A 12,557-nucleotide genomic window follows, 5' to 3' on the forward strand; every position below is an offset into this window, starting at 1 on the left:
GCTTCTGGGAACCGCCGATGCGGCGTTACGTCGACGACCTGCTGATCGGCAAGGAAGGTCCGCGCGGCAAGGACTTCAACATGCGCTGGGTTGCGTCAATGGTCGCCGACGTGCACCGGATCATGACCCGCGGCGGCATCTTCTCGTATCCGCTCGACAGCAAGTGCCGCGACAAGGGCGGCAAGCTGCGCCTGATGTACGAGGCCAATCCGATGAGCTTCATCGTCGAACAGGCCGGCGGCGCGGCCAGCACCGGCCGCCAGCGCATGCTCGAGGTCACGCCCACCGGCCTGCACCAGCGGGTGCCGGTGATGCTGGGCTCGCGCAAGGAAGTCGAGGCGGCGGTGAAATACCACGCCGAGCACGACGCCGCGTGAGCCACGGCGACTTCATCGAAGTCTACGAGGACGCGCTGGCGCCCGAGCTGTGCGCGCGCATCGTCGCGGCCTTCGAGGCCAGCGGCGCCGCGGTGCCGGGCCGGGTCGGCGGCGGCGTGCTGCCCGAACTCAAGGACAGCCGCGACATCCAGATCAGCGGCAACGCGCAGTGGCAGGAAGTGGAGGCCGCGCTGAACAACGCGGTCTTCGGCGGCCTGCTGGCCTACCTGCGCACCTACCGGTACGCGCTGATCGCGCCGCTGATGCTGCAGGTGCCGGGCGCCGACGGCCAGCTGCGCCGGATCGCCGCCGAGGACTTCGACGCGATGGACGACGCCGCGCTCGCCAACCTGGTGCGCAGCGTGCTGCGCCCCGGCGCGATCAACCTGCAGCGCTACACCGCCGGCCAGGGCGGCTATCCGTATTGGCACTGCGAGCTGTACCCGCGCGACGCCAGTGCCGAGACCCTGCACCGGCACGTGCTGTGGACGCTTTACCTCAACGACGGCTTCGCCGAGGGCGAAACCGAGTTCCTGTACCAGGGCCGCAAGATCGCGCCGCGCACCGGCAGCCTGCTGATCGCGCCCGCGGCGTTCACCCATACCCACCGCGGCAACCGGCCGCAGGGCGGCGACAAATACATCGCCACCAGTTGGATCCTGTTCCAGCGCGCCGAGCAGCTGTTCGGCGCCCGATGACCGGGGCCTGCGCCGGGCGTGCCATCATGGCGCCCGGTCCTGCGCACTCCGGGCGAACGCGATGCCGCTGAGCGAACTCTGGCCTGAACTCACGCCGTGGCTGGCGGGCGTGTGGATCGCCTACCTGATGGTGCTGGCGGGCTGGATCGTGCTGCAGAAGCGCGAGCCGATCGCGACCCTGAGCTGGATCATGTCGCTGGCGCTGCTGCCGGTGCTGGGCCTGCTGATCTACCACTTCCTGGGCCCGCAGCGGATCCGGCGACAGCGCCTGCGCCGTTCGCGCGCGCGCGCCAGCCTCGACGACACCCTGCCGTCGGGGCTCCGGGCCAGCGAGGACTGCACCACGCTGGCGCGGCTGGGCCAGTCCAGCACCGGCTTCGCGCCGTCCAGCGCGACCCGCGCCGACCTGCTGTCGGGCGGCGGGCCGACGCTGGACGCGCTGCTCGAGGCCATCGCCGGGGCCAGCCACCACGTCCACGTCGAGTACTACATCTTCGAACCCGACCAGACCGGCACCGCCCTGCGCGACGCGCTGGTGGCCAAGGCGAAGGCGGGGGTGCGGGTGAGGGTGCTGCTCGACGCGCTCGGCTCGAACCGGCTGCGCGAGGTGTTCCTGGCGCCGCTGCGCGCGGCCGGGGCGGAAGTGGCGTGGTTCCACCCGGCGCGACTGCGCTGGCTGTGGCGCCCGCGCGTGAACCTGCGCAACCACCGCAAGGTGGTGGTGGTGGACGGCCGCGTCGGCTTCACCGGCGGCATCAACGTCACCGACGACGAGAACGAGCGGGTGCGGCCCGACGCCTTCCACGACCTGCACCTGCGCTTCGAGGGCGAGGTGGTGCGCTGGCTGCAGCTGGCCTTCCTGGAGGACTGGAACTACGCCACCGGCACCGCGCTGCGCGACGCGCGGCTGTGGCCCGCGGTCGAGCCGGGCCACATCCTGGCGCAGGTGCTGCCGGCCGGACCGGATTCGCCGTGGGAAGCGATCCACCGGGTCCAGGTGGAGGCCATCCACCAGGCCAACCGGCGGGTGTGGCTGGTGACGCCCTACTTCGTGCCGGGCGAGGCGGCGCGGATGGCGCTGGCCTCGGCGGCGCTGCGCGGGCTGGACGTGCGGGTGATCGTGCCGGCGCGCAGCGATTCGATCGTGGTCAGCGCGGCGGCGCGGTCGTACTACGACGAACTGCTGGCGGCCGGGGTGCGCGTGTTCGAGTACGTGCCGCGCATGCTGCACACCAAGGCCCTGCTGATCGACGCCGACACGCTGCTGGCCGGCAGCGCCAACTTCGACCATCGCAGCTTCCGGCTCAACTTCGAGCTCAGCGTGCTGCTGCATGACGAAGGGCTGGCCGCGGCGCTGGAGCGGCAGCTGCTGCAGGACCTGGAACACTGCCGGGAAATCCGCGCGGACCGGCCGGCGGCGCCCTTCCCCCGACGTCTGGGCCAGGCCTGCGCGCGGCTGTTTTCACCGCTGCTCTGAGCCTGCCCCGGCGGGTCGGCGCGACCGGCCCGGCTTGGGCTACACTCCCCCGAAAATCCGGAGGCTGCCCGCATGCATTGGCTCTACCTGCTCGCCTCCATCGCCTGCCTGGCCCTGGCGATGGTCCGCACGATGCCTACCCTGGGCGTGCTGGTGTTCCTGGCCGGCGCACTCGGCTTCATGGTGGCCTGGGTGCTGGGCTGGATGTCCTCGCGCATCTCCAGCCAGTCGCGCGACATCAGCCACATCCTCGGTCCCGAGGAGCTGCGCCAGATGCGCGAACAGGCCGAGGCGCGCAAGCGCGCGCAGGAAGGCAAGGACTGAGCAGCGTGCTAGCCTGAGGGCTGAAACGACGTCGCGCGCCGCGCGCCGCGCGGCGATGGCTCCACTGTCCCGGGGAGGGAACACCATGAACCTTTTGATTTTCCTGCTGATTGGCGCACTGGCCGGCTGGCTGGCCGGCGTGGTGATGAAGGGCCGCGGCTTCGGCGTCCTGGTGAACATGGTCGTCGGCGTGCTGGGCGCGTTCTTCGGCGGCTGGCTGCTGCCGAAGTTCGGCATCGCCTTCGGCGGCGACATCGGGCTGTTCATCACCGCCTTCATCGGTGCAGTGCTGCTGCTGGCCATCATCGGCCTGATCAAGAAGGCCTGATCAGGGCTTGCCTGCCCGCGGCGTGCCGCGCCGGCAGGCATCCGAGCAATAGACCACCCGGTCCCAGTCCCGCTCCCATTTCTTGCGCCACTGGAAGGGCCGCTGGCAGACCGGGCAGGTTTTTTCCGGACGCGGCGTACCGGCCCGCCGGCGCTCAGCCGGCATCGGCGGCGACGCGGTTGCGGCCCGCACGCTTGGCCACGTACAGCGCCGCATCGGCGCGCCTCAGCAGCGAGTCGGGCTCGACCTGCACGTCGGGCACGAAGCCGGCGACACCAATGCTGACGGTCATGCCGGCGTCGCTGGACGCGATGGCGGCGCGGATCGATTCGGCGCGGCGCAGGGCTTCGTCCTGGTGCACGCCGGGCAGCATCAGCGCGAACTCTTCGCCGCCGTAGCGCGCCAGCAGTTCGCGCTGCGGATCATGCTGCTGGTTCAGGCGCTGGGCGATGCCGCGCAGCTGGACGTCGCCTTCCAGGTGGCCGTGGGTGTCGTTGTAGGTCTTGAAGTGGTCGACGTCGATCATCAGCACCGACAGCGGGCGGCGCTGGTCCAGGCAGCGGTACCACTCGCGGCGCAGGCCGTTCTCCAGCGCGCGGCGGTTGGCCACGCCGGTCAGCGCGTCCTCGGTGACCAGTTCGGCCAGGCGCCGGTTGAGCTCCTCGAGCTCTCGCGTGCGTTCGGCGATGCGCGACTCCAGCCGGCGGTTGGCGGCCAGGTAGCGCTCGGTGCGCTGGCGTACCGCCCACAGCGTCAGCGCCACCGCCAGGGTCGCCAGTGCGAGCAGGCCGAAGCCAATCACCCACCACTGTTCGTACCAGTGCGGTTCGACGCGGAAGCGGTAGTTCATCGCCGCGGCCTGGCGGCCGTTGCGCGTGCGCGCCTGCACCTCGAGCACGTAGTCCCCGGCGGCCAGCGCGCGGATCGCCAGGTCGCGGTCGGTCCAGTCGCTCCAGTCGGGCGTGACGCCGTGCAGCAGGTAGCGGAACTCGGCGCCGCTTTCCATGCTGACCATGCCAAAGCGCAGGTTCAGGCCGTAGCCCGGCGGGACCTGCACCGGGTCGCCCACGGTGCGGGTCGGCAGCGGCAGTGATTCGCCGGCCGGGCCGCGGGCGGTGACGCGCTCCATCTGCAGGCGCAGGGGCTGCGGCCGGGCCTCGACCTCCTCGGGATTGAACTGCAGCAGGCCGTCCCAGGTAGCGATGCGCAGGACGCCATCGCGGCCGAGGTGCAGGTTGGAATAGCCCGCCGAGAAGGTCGAGCCGGGGTAGACCTGGCGCCACTCGGTTTCGCCGGGCAGGCGGCGCCAGAGCTGCCGGGTGGTGAAGGCGAAGTCGCCCAGCGGCGAAGCCTGCACCACCAGTTCATCGGGGCGGTCGACCAGGGTGACCGGCGGGGCCTGGTCGGGCACGAAGCGGTCCGCTTCGATCCGGTAGCCCACGCCGCCGCTGACCGCGTGGATGCGTCCGTCCAACTGGAAGATGCTGGTGCCGGTATCGGGATCGACCGGCAGGCCGCGGGCGTCGTCGTAGATCTCGCGTTCGACCAGGGTGCCGGCCGACAGATCCAGCTTCCAGCGCTGCACGGGACCGCGGGTGTCGCCCATCCACAGTTCGCCCGGACCTGCCTCTTCGATGCCGTAGGCACTGATGCCGTCGAACGGAATGGTGGCCGCGATCTGCCAGCGGCCTTCCGGTCGGCGCAGCAGCATCAGGTCGGAGGCGGTGGCGGCATAGACCAGGCCGGGATCGTGGCGCGATTGCAGCAAGCCGTAGACGCCGTGGTAGGCATGCCTGAACAGGGTACGGGGCTCGCTGGCGCCGGGATCGAGCACCAGCAGTCCCTCGCGGATGCCGATCAGCAGGCCAGTCTCACTGGCATGCAGGGCCTGGGCTTCGTAGTCGGTCCACGGCAGGCGTTCGTTCTTGAGGCTGCCGTCGTCTTCGACCGTCATGCGCTGCAGGCCGCGCGAGGAGGCCAGCCAAAGGGCGTCGCGGTACCACTCGAAGTCGCTCGGGCTGCCGACCAGGCCATGTTCCTGGCCCAGGAAGGACCACGGGGACGGCAGCGACAGGCGCACCAGGTCGCCTTCGGTCGCGACCCACAGGCCGCCCTCGCGATCGAGGCCCAGCGCCCGCACGGCGAATCCGCCGAGGTCGATGACCTCGCGCGGCTGCAGGTCGGCGCCGATCCGCAGCAGTTCGCCGTCCTGGGTGCCGATGACGATGCTGCCGTCCTCGAGGGCCTGCGCGACGTACGAGGACTTCCCGGCGACGCGACGATCGGCGTTGCCGGTCATGCGACGGATGCCTTTGTCGTCGGAAATGAACAGGCCGTCGCCGGCGATCATCAGGTTCCAGCCGTCGCGCGGGATCACGCCCGACAGCGGGCGCTCCGCGAAGGCTTCGCCTCCCGGCAGCAGTTCGAACTTGCCATCGGTGAACCGGCACACGCCCTTGCCATGCACTCGCACGAGCAGCGTTTCCCCCACGGCATAAAAGCTGCGGACCTCGGCCGGCAGCGGCCAGCGCCGGGCAGGGGCATCGTCGTAGGGAATGAAGTGCAGCGCGCGTTCGGCGTGGAACCACACGCCGGCCTCGGTCGTGATGACCTCCCAGACGATGCCGACGTGGCGGTCCTCCCCGCGCAGGCCGGCGCGGGTCAGCAGTTCCTCGTAGACGATGTCGCCGCCGCCGTTGCGCACCAGGCGGCCGAAGTTGTCGAAGCTGCCGACATAGACCTGGCCATCGCTGCCGGTCGCCACCGAGCGCGCGGCGACATGGCCGGGCAGGGTGATCAGGCGCCAGTCGACGCCGTCGTAGTGCAGCACGCCGTCGTAATTGCCGACGAACAGTTCGCCGTTGGCGCCGCTGGTGATGTCGAAGTGGCTCGGGGCGGCGTGCGTTTCCTCGGAGCTGAAGTGCCGCGCCAGCGGATCCCCGGGCAAGGCCTTCGCGAACACGTTCGTTCCCGCCAGGCAGGCGAGGAGGACGAAGAGCGCGCGGGGCAGGGTCAGCCGGGGCATGCCCGGATTATCCTCCAAGCGCCCGCCCGGTAACGTGCATCGGCGCAGGGATTTCCGACGGCCGGGCGGCAGGGTAGGCTTCGCGGATGACCCTGCTCAGCGTGAACGTCAACAAGGTGGCCGTGCTCCGGAATTCCCGGGGCGGGGCCGAACCCAGCGTGGTGGCGGCGGCCGAGGCGGCCATCCGGGCCGGCGCCGGCGGCATCACCGTGCATCCCCGGCCGGACCAGCGCCACATCCGTCCGGCGGACGTGCACGCGCTCGCGGCCGTGGTCGCCGGGCGGGTCGAGTACAACCTCGAAGGCAACCCGTTCGCCCCGCCCCGGCCCGGCTACCCGGGCTTCATGGCCCTGGTGGATGCGGTGCGGCCTACCCAGGCCACGCTGGTTCCCGATGGTGACGGGCAGCTGACCTCGGACCACGGCTTCGACCTCGCCCGGGACGCCGAACGGCTGCGGCCGCTGGTGGCCCAGCTCAAGGCCTGGGGCGTGCGGGTTTCGTTGTTCATGGATGCGGGGGCCGCGGATCTGTCGCTGGCCGCCGGGATGGGCGTGGACCGGATCGAGCTCTACACCGGTCCCTACGCCGAGGCCCACGCCGCCGGCGACGCGCGGGCCGAGATCGGCCGCTGTGCCGCAACCGCGGCCGAGGCCCGGTCGCTGGGGCTGGGCGTCAATGCCGGGCATGACCTGAGCCAGGCCAACCTGGGGGACTTCCTGCGCGGTGTACCGGGCGTGCTGGAGGTGTCGATCGGGCACGCGCTGTTCGGGGAGGCCCTGCACGACGGACTCGGTCCGACCGTGCAGGCTTATCGCGCCATCCTCCAGGCGGCCCCGGCCGGCGCCTAGTCCGCCAGTCCGAAGCGTTCGATGCCGGCGCGATCCACGGCGGCCAGGGCGGTGGCAGCCGACTGGTAGTCCGCGTCGGGGTCGACCTCGATCCTCAGCAGCAGGTCCGGACGCGCCTCCGACAGGGTCCGCAGGGCCTGCGGAAGCGCCGCGGCCGTGACCGGTTCGCCAGCCAGGCGGAACAGGTCGCCGCGTTCGACGTCCAGCACCACGGGGTCGCTGGGCGGCGGCGGCTGGTCGGTAGGGTGCGACAGGTTCACGGGCAGCCGGAAATCCATGAGCGGCGCGGTGACCATGAAGATCACCAGCAGCACCAGCATGACGTCGACCAGGGGCGTGATGTTCATTTCCGACAGGCTGTCGGGGGCGGTCCGTGCGGCGGTGAAGGCCATGGCGCTACTCCTTCCGAGGGTTCCGCTTTCCTTGTACGCCCGGCAAGTGTGGTCTGGCAAGGCAGGGACGCCGCCCCCCCCCCGCGCCGCGGGGAGCGCTACGCAGGGCCAAAAAAAACGCCGCCCGGAGGCGGCGTTGCTGCAGGTGCGGGAAGCCCTGGCCTTACTGGCCGGGTTCCACGAAAGAGATCTTTTCCATGCCGGCGTTCTTGGCGCGAGCCAGGACCTTGGCCAGCATTTCGTACTGTGCATCCGGGTCGGTCTCAAGCTCCAGGGTCGGCTGGACCGAGCGTTCGGCCTCGACTTCCAGCGACGACTGCAGCACCGAGATCGGCATCGGCGAGTTGTTCCAGGTGATGGTGCCGCCGGCCTCGATCCGCAGGCGGATCGGATCGGGCGGGTTCAGCGGCTGCGGCGGCGGCGTCTGCGACCGCTGCGGCAGGTCGACCTGGATCTGGTAGGACAGGGCCGGGGCGGTGACCATGAAGATGATCAGGAGCACCAGCATCACGTCCACGAGGGGCGTGACGTTGATGTCGGCCATCGGGCCGCTACCGGCGTTGGAGGAGAATGCCATGGGTTTCTTTCCTCAGCGCTCGGGGGAGGACACGAAGCCGACCTTGCGGATACCCGCAACCCGGACCTTCTTGACCACGTCCTGGATGATCGCGTAGCGCGTGACGTTGTCGGCGCGCACGTCCACCTGGGGCTGCGGGGAGCGCTGGGCCAGGACGGCCAGGCGCGCCTCGAGCATGTCGGTGGAGACCTTCTCGTCGTTCCAGTACACCTGGCCGTTGGCTTCGATCGCCAGCGTGATCGGCGGCTGGTCGATTTCCGGCTTCGCTTCCAGGGTGGCCTGGGGCAGATCGACCTTGACCTTGTGCGACATCAGAGGCGCCGTGATCATGAAGATGATCAGCAGCACCAGCATCACGTCCACGAGGGGCGTCACGTTGATGTCGGCCATCGGGCCGCCACCGCCGGAATTGCTTGAGAAGGCCATGCCTGCGACTCCTGGTTAGACCGTGGGACTCAGCGCTTGGCCGGCGCGTCGCCGACGCGCGAGCCGGTGGCGAAGAAGTCGTGCAGGTCGTGCGCGAAGGTGTCGAACTTGGCATAGGTGTTGCGGTTGGCGCGGTTGAACGCGTTGTACGCAAGCACGGCCGGGATCGCCACGAACAGGCCGAAGGCGGTCATGATCAGCGCCTCGCCGACCGGGCCGGCCACGGCGTCGATGGAAGCCGAGCCGGTGGCGCCGATGCGGATCAGGGCGCCGTAGATGCCCCAGACGGTGCCGAGCAGGCCGACGAAGGGCGCGGTGGCGCCGACGGTGGCCAGCCAGGTCATGCCGTTCTCGAGCTTGGCGCTCTCGCGGGTCACGGCCTGGCGCAGGGCGCGGTCGATGAACTCCGAGCGGTTCAGGGCGTCGACCAGGCGGCTGCCCTCATGGCGCTGGTGGTGCGCAGCGGCCTGGGCGCAGTCGAGCGCGATCTTGGAGAACGGCTCGTTGGCCGGCTGCTCTTCCATGAAGCGGATCGCGTCCTGGGCGTTCGGGGTTTCCCAGAACGTGCGGACGACGGTGTCGGCGCGGCCGGAGACGACGGTGTTCTTGATGAAGTTGACGATCGTGTACCACCACGAACCGAACGACATCACGACCAGCATCAGGAAGACCACCCAGGAGACGAGGAACTCGCTCGGTGCGGAGGTCATTTCCTTCCAGAGGTGGGCGAAGCCCATCTGGTTCAGGGCTTCGGCGTTGTTGGCAGCGCCGCCAACGGCGGCCGGGACGGCGGCGGCGGCGGTGAGGAGGATGTCCTGCAGCATAAGGGTGCCTTTCTTGTGTGATTGACCGTTACGGGATGAACGCTTTTATTGCTTAGCCTGGGTTGAAGTTCACGGGCACCAGGACGTCGCCACCGACCTTCTGGCCGCCACGCATGCCCGGGTTGAACTTCCACTTGCGAGCGGCATCCATGGCCGCGCGATCAAGGTTGCGGTTGCGGCTCGACTTCTGAATCTGGACGTCGAGCACGTTGCCCGAGGCATCGATCGTGACGCGCAGCATCACCACGCCACCCACGCCGTCACGCAGCTCCTTCGACGGGTAGCGCGGCGGGTTCATGGCGCGACCGGTCGCGTCCACGGCCGGCGCGTAATCGGCGGGCGGGGCCGGCGGCGCGGGCGGGGCCGGCGGCGGGGCCTCGATGTCGATCGGGCTCGGCTCGTCGAAGATGACCGGCGGCTCTTCCGGCGGCGGCGGGACCGGCGTCGGCTTGGGCTGCTCGATGATCTTCTGGACGACCTTCGGCGGTTCCGGCGGCGGCGGCGGCGGCGGCGGGGGCGGCGGCGGCGGCTCGATGAAGCTGACCTGGGTCACTTCATCGGCCTTGTCCGGCTTCTCCGGCGTGGCCACGGGGATCAGCATGAGCATGAACGCCACCGCGTGGAGCGCGATCGCGAATGCGTTGCCGCCGATGCGAGCCCAGCTGATGCCCTGGGGCTTGTCTTCGTATTTGTAATTCTTGTCCGTCATGCGGGTGGCGGCTCGAGCTCTCTTGTCTGCCGGCGTTAAGCCGTGACCCGCCGGGGAGCGGCGGGAACTTGTTAGCTTATACCAAGGTTACCTGTTTACCAACCAGTCAGCGGGAAATCTGGGCCAGGGCCTTCTGGGCCTGGTCGCGGGTGGCGGGGTCCTTGGCGGCCTCCCGGTAGGCGGCCTTGGCCGCCGCCAGGTTGTCCGAATAGAACTCGGCGCGGGCAATGACCATCCAGGCGTCGCCGGGCTTCTTCACGCCCTTGGCGATGGCGGCGCGGGCGGCGGCCGCGGCCTCGGCGTTGCGGTCCTCCTGGCTCAGGATCTGGGCCAGGAACAGGCCCGGCTCGCCGTCCTTGGACAGCTCGGCGGCCTTCTGGGCAGCGGTGATGGCGGCCGGGATGTTGTCGCCGAAGTACTGGGCCTGGCCCAGCATGGTGTAGTACTTGGCGTCCTGCGGCAGCACGCCCTTGGCCAGGCCTTCCTCGATGACGGCGGCGGCCTCGGCTTCCTTCTCCATGTTGTAGTACGTGGCGAAGATGCGCTCGTAGTCGGCCGGCTCGTTCATCAGGCCGCGCTTGCGGGCGGCGTCGAGCAGGGCCACGGCCTTCTCGGGCTGGTCGTTGTTGCTGTAGAGCATGGCCAGGTTGGAGATGGCGCGCTTGTCGTCCGGGTTCTTGGCCAGCAGCTCCTCGCCCAGGGTGATGGCCTGGTCGTCCTGGCCGAGCTCGGCGTAGGCGGCCAGCATCATCTGGGTCCACTGCGACTGCGGCGCGCCCTTGAGCTCGGTGGCCTTCTTGAGCGAGGCGATGGCCTCGGCGTACTTCTCGTTGTTGTAGAAGCTCGACGCCTGCATCGCGTAGATGTCGGGGTTCTTGGTCGAGGTCTCGGCGATGACGGTCGCCAGCAGCGCGTCGGCCTTGGCGAAGTCACCCGAATTGATGTGGATGGCCGCCATGTTGACCATCGCGGTGTAGTGGTTGTCGTTGGTCAGCGCGTTCTCGGCCACGGCGCGCGAGTAGTACGAAACGGCGCGGGCATCGTCCTCGAGGGCGGCCGCGGCGGCGCCGGCGGTCATCATCGCGATGGCCTTGTCGTAGGGCTTGGCCTTCTCGTGGTTGATGATCTCTTCGGCGGCGGCGATGGTTTCCTCTTCCTTGCCGTCCTGGCCGTAAAGCTCCTGCAGCTTCTTGTGCTGCTTGGCCAGGCGCTGCGCGTAGGTGCCCTTGGGCGCTTCGCGGGTGGCGTCGGGGTAGAGCTCGGTCGGGGCGCTGCCGCCGCGACTGCGCTGGGCGTCGACGTCGGACGCCGCGAACGACGCCGTGAGGAACACGGCGAGGGCGGCGATTTTGAGCGGAAGTGCAGCCTTCATTTCGGGACTCCTTGGCGCCGCGCGCCTGCGCGGTGTGGGCCAGCAAGGGTAACGGGGATTGCGTGCCCGGCTCAACCCGGGTGGCCGGTGGGACCGTTCGCCCCCGTATCCATTCTTCTTGGGCGGGGCTTGGATAGGTGGCTGGGGCCCAGCTTGCCGGGTCGCCGCGGCCTTGGGTTTAAGTTTCCGTGAAAACGGCCGGCTTTGTTCAGCCGGTGGTCGGGAAGTGCTCGATCGCGAACCGGACGCGCTCGGCCGGGTCCTTGGACAGTTCGCCGTGGTCGCGCAGGGCCTCGACCTTGCGCAGGCGGTGCTCGAGCCCGTTGCCGTTGGCCATCTGGATGGCCAGGCCGGGGCGGGCGTTGAGCTCGAGGATCAGCGGGCCCTTGTCGCGGTCGAGCACGAAGTCGACGCCGACGTAGCCCAGGCCGGAAAGCTCGTAGCAGCGCGAGGCCATCTGCAGCAGGTCCTGCCAGTGCGGGATCGCCAGGCCGACGATGCTGTGCTCGGTGTCCGGGTGTTCGCGGATGATCTCGGTGCCCCAGACGCCACGCTTGGTCTTGCCGGTCGGCAGGTCGATGCCGACGCCGATGGCGCCCTGGTGCAGGTTGGCCTTGCCGTCCGACAGCCGCGTGGGCAGGCGGATCATCGCCATCACCGGGTAGCCCAGGAAGACAATGATGCGGATGTCGGGCACGCCCTTGTAGCTGACGTTGTCGAAGATCGGGTCGAACTGCACGCAGTATTCGACGATCAGGTGGTCGGGCTGGCCGCCGAGCGAGAACAGGCCGGACAGGCCGTTCGACAGGTGGTGCTCGAACTCGTCGCGGGTCATCAGCGAGCCGCTGGCGCGCCGGTACTTGTCGCCGCGGCGTCCGGAGATGACCAGGATGCCGTCGCCGCCGGAACCATGCGCCGGCTTGACCACGAAGCTGTCGCGGCCCTTGAGCTTTTCGTGCAGCTCGGCGATCTCGTGTTCCTCGCGCACCACGGCGTACAGGTCCGGCACCGGCAAGCCGACCTGCAGCGCCAGCTTCTTGGTCAGCAGCTTGTCGTCGACGCGCGGGTAGAACTTGCGCGGGTTGTGCATCAGCACGTAGTGCGCGTTGCGCTGGCCGATGCCCATCAGCCCGATCTGCCTCAGGCGCCTGGCGACGCGGAACGGATTGAACCAGCCCAT

Annotated in this window: 14 protein-coding genes and 1 pseudogene; 6 read left to right on the top strand and 9 right to left on the bottom strand. The window is 69.5% G+C overall.

The window, feature by feature from the left end; translation table 11 throughout:
- The 5 genes and pseudogenes from VFQ84_RS02365 to VFQ84_RS02385 all read left to right on the top strand — a co-directional run.
- A pseudogene (locus tag VFQ84_RS02365) lies at positions 1–377 on the top strand (fructose-bisphosphatase class I); the annotation flags it as partial.
- Complete coding sequence (locus VFQ84_RS02370) at positions 374–1,075, top strand: 2OG-Fe(II) oxygenase (RefSeq protein WP_325128837.1); 702 nt, start codon at positions 374–376, stop codon at positions 1,073–1,075. The pseudogene VFQ84_RS02365 and the gene VFQ84_RS02370, both read left to right, overlap by 4 nt.
- 61 nt (positions 1,076–1,136) lie before the next feature.
- Positions 1,137–2,552 carry a cardiolipin synthase gene (gene cls / locus VFQ84_RS02375; RefSeq protein WP_325128839.1) on the top strand — a complete coding sequence of 472 codons (1,416 nt, stop codon included), beginning with the start codon at positions 1,137–1,139 and terminating at the stop codon, positions 2,550–2,552.
- Between the two features lie 72 nt (positions 2,553–2,624).
- The gene (locus tag VFQ84_RS02380) at positions 2,625–2,876 is read left to right on the top strand and encodes a hypothetical protein (protein ID WP_325128841.1); all 252 of its coding nucleotides are present in this window, start codon (positions 2,625–2,627) and stop codon (positions 2,874–2,876) included.
- 85 nt (positions 2,877–2,961) lie between these two features.
- On the top strand, positions 2,962–3,204 hold the full coding sequence (locus VFQ84_RS02385) for a GlsB/YeaQ/YmgE family stress response membrane protein (RefSeq protein WP_325128843.1): 243 nt from the start codon (positions 2,962–2,964) through the stop codon (positions 3,202–3,204).
- On the opposite strand, the gene VFQ84_RS02390 is transcribed toward VFQ84_RS02385, so the two are convergent.
- Both VFQ84_RS02390 and VFQ84_RS02395 read right to left on the bottom strand, forming a co-directional pair.
- Complete coding sequence (locus tag VFQ84_RS02390) at positions 3,205–3,420, bottom strand: DUF2256 domain-containing protein (protein ID WP_414636987.1); 216 nt, start codon at positions 3,418–3,420, stop codon at positions 3,205–3,207.
- A complete protein-coding gene (locus VFQ84_RS02395; protein WP_325128847.1) occupies positions 3,359–6,229 on the bottom strand; it encodes a GGDEF domain-containing protein in 2,871 nt (956 codons plus the stop codon). The genes VFQ84_RS02390 and VFQ84_RS02395 overlap by 62 nt, the downstream gene beginning before the upstream one ends.
- 86 nt (positions 6,230–6,315) lie before the next feature.
- Between VFQ84_RS02395 and VFQ84_RS02400 the strand changes: the two genes are divergently transcribed.
- Positions 6,316–7,077: a pyridoxine 5'-phosphate synthase gene (locus VFQ84_RS02400; RefSeq protein ID WP_325128849.1), complete on the top strand. Its 762-nt coding sequence runs from the start codon at positions 6,316–6,318 to the stop codon at positions 7,075–7,077.
- Here VFQ84_RS02400 and VFQ84_RS02405 read toward each other — a convergent pair.
- The 7 genes from VFQ84_RS02405 to VFQ84_RS02435 form a co-directional block, all read right to left on the bottom strand.
- Positions 7,074–7,469: an ExbD/TolR family protein gene (locus tag VFQ84_RS02405; protein ID WP_325128851.1), complete on the bottom strand. Its 396-nt coding sequence runs from the start codon at positions 7,467–7,469 to the stop codon at positions 7,074–7,076. The two genes, VFQ84_RS02400 and VFQ84_RS02405, sit on opposite strands and share 4 nt — an antisense overlap.
- A gap of 163 nt (positions 7,470–7,632) precedes the next feature.
- Positions 7,633–8,046: a biopolymer transporter ExbD gene (locus VFQ84_RS02410; RefSeq protein ID WP_325128853.1), complete on the bottom strand. Its 414-nt coding sequence runs from the start codon at positions 8,044–8,046 to the stop codon at positions 7,633–7,635.
- 12 nt (positions 8,047–8,058) lie between these two features.
- Entirely contained in the window at positions 8,059–8,472 is a 414-nt protein-coding gene (locus VFQ84_RS02415) for a biopolymer transporter ExbD (RefSeq protein WP_325128854.1), read from the bottom strand.
- Positions 8,473–8,501: 29 nt separating this feature from the next.
- The gene (locus VFQ84_RS02420; RefSeq protein ID WP_325128856.1) at positions 8,502–9,296 is read right to left on the bottom strand and encodes a MotA/TolQ/ExbB proton channel family protein; all 795 of its coding nucleotides are present in this window, start codon (positions 9,294–9,296) and stop codon (positions 8,502–8,504) included.
- A gap of 52 nt (positions 9,297–9,348) precedes the next feature.
- On the bottom strand, positions 9,349–10,005 hold the full coding sequence (locus VFQ84_RS02425) for an energy transducer TonB (protein WP_325128858.1): 657 nt from the start codon (positions 10,003–10,005) through the stop codon (positions 9,349–9,351).
- Positions 10,006–10,111: 106 nt separating this feature from the next.
- Positions 10,112–11,377, bottom strand: coding sequence for a tetratricopeptide repeat protein (locus tag VFQ84_RS02430; RefSeq protein WP_325128860.1), 1,266 nt, complete (start codon positions 11,375–11,377; stop codon positions 10,112–10,114).
- A gap of 208 nt (positions 11,378–11,585) precedes the next feature.
- Entirely contained in the window at positions 11,586–12,557 is a 972-nt protein-coding gene (locus VFQ84_RS02435) for an alpha-L-glutamate ligase-like protein (RefSeq protein WP_325128862.1), read from the bottom strand.

The sequence above is a fragment of the Arenimonas sp. genome, assembly GCF_035721105.1.
Taxonomy (GTDB): domain Bacteria; phylum Pseudomonadota; class Gammaproteobacteria; order Xanthomonadales; family Xanthomonadaceae; genus Arenimonas.

Excerpts from the sequence above, each read along its gene's own strand:
- cls (WP_325128839.1), top strand. The coding sequence starts at position 1,137 with ATGCCGCTGAGCGAACTCTGGCCTGAACTCACGCCGTGGCTGGCGGGC.
- VFQ84_RS02380 (WP_325128841.1), top strand. The coding sequence starts at position 2,625 with ATGCATTGGCTCTACCTGCTCGCCTCCATCGCCTGCCTGGCCCTGGCG.
- VFQ84_RS02385 (WP_325128843.1), top strand. The coding sequence starts at position 2,962 with ATGAACCTTTTGATTTTCCTGCTGATTGGCGCACTGGCCGGCTGGCTG.
- VFQ84_RS02390 (WP_414636987.1), bottom strand. The coding sequence starts at position 3,420 with ATGCGGCGCTGTACGTGGCCAAGCGTGCGGGCCGCAACCGCGTCGCCG.
- VFQ84_RS02395 (WP_325128847.1), bottom strand. The coding sequence starts at position 6,229 with ATGCCCCGGCTGACCCTGCCCCGCGCGCTCTTCGTCCTCCTCGCCTGC.
- VFQ84_RS02400 (WP_325128849.1), top strand. The coding sequence starts at position 6,316 with ATGACCCTGCTCAGCGTGAACGTCAACAAGGTGGCCGTGCTCCGGAAT.
- VFQ84_RS02405 (WP_325128851.1), bottom strand. The coding sequence starts at position 7,469 with ATGGCCTTCACCGCCGCACGGACCGCCCCCGACAGCCTGTCGGAAATG.
- VFQ84_RS02410 (WP_325128853.1), bottom strand. The coding sequence starts at position 8,046 with ATGGCATTCTCCTCCAACGCCGGTAGCGGCCCGATGGCCGACATCAAC.
- VFQ84_RS02415 (WP_325128854.1), bottom strand. The coding sequence starts at position 8,472 with ATGGCCTTCTCAAGCAATTCCGGCGGTGGCGGCCCGATGGCCGACATC.
- VFQ84_RS02420 (WP_325128856.1), bottom strand. The coding sequence starts at position 9,296 with ATGCTGCAGGACATCCTCCTCACCGCCGCCGCCGCCGTCCCGGCCGCC.
- VFQ84_RS02425 (WP_325128858.1), bottom strand. The coding sequence starts at position 10,005 with ATGACGGACAAGAATTACAAATACGAAGACAAGCCCCAGGGCATCAGC.
- VFQ84_RS02430 (WP_325128860.1), bottom strand. The coding sequence starts at position 11,377 with ATGAAGGCTGCACTTCCGCTCAAAATCGCCGCCCTCGCCGTGTTCCTC.
- VFQ84_RS02435 (WP_325128862.1), bottom strand. The coding sequence starts at position 12,557 with ATGGGCTGGTTCAATCCGTTCCGCGTCGCCAGGCGCCTGAGGCAGATC.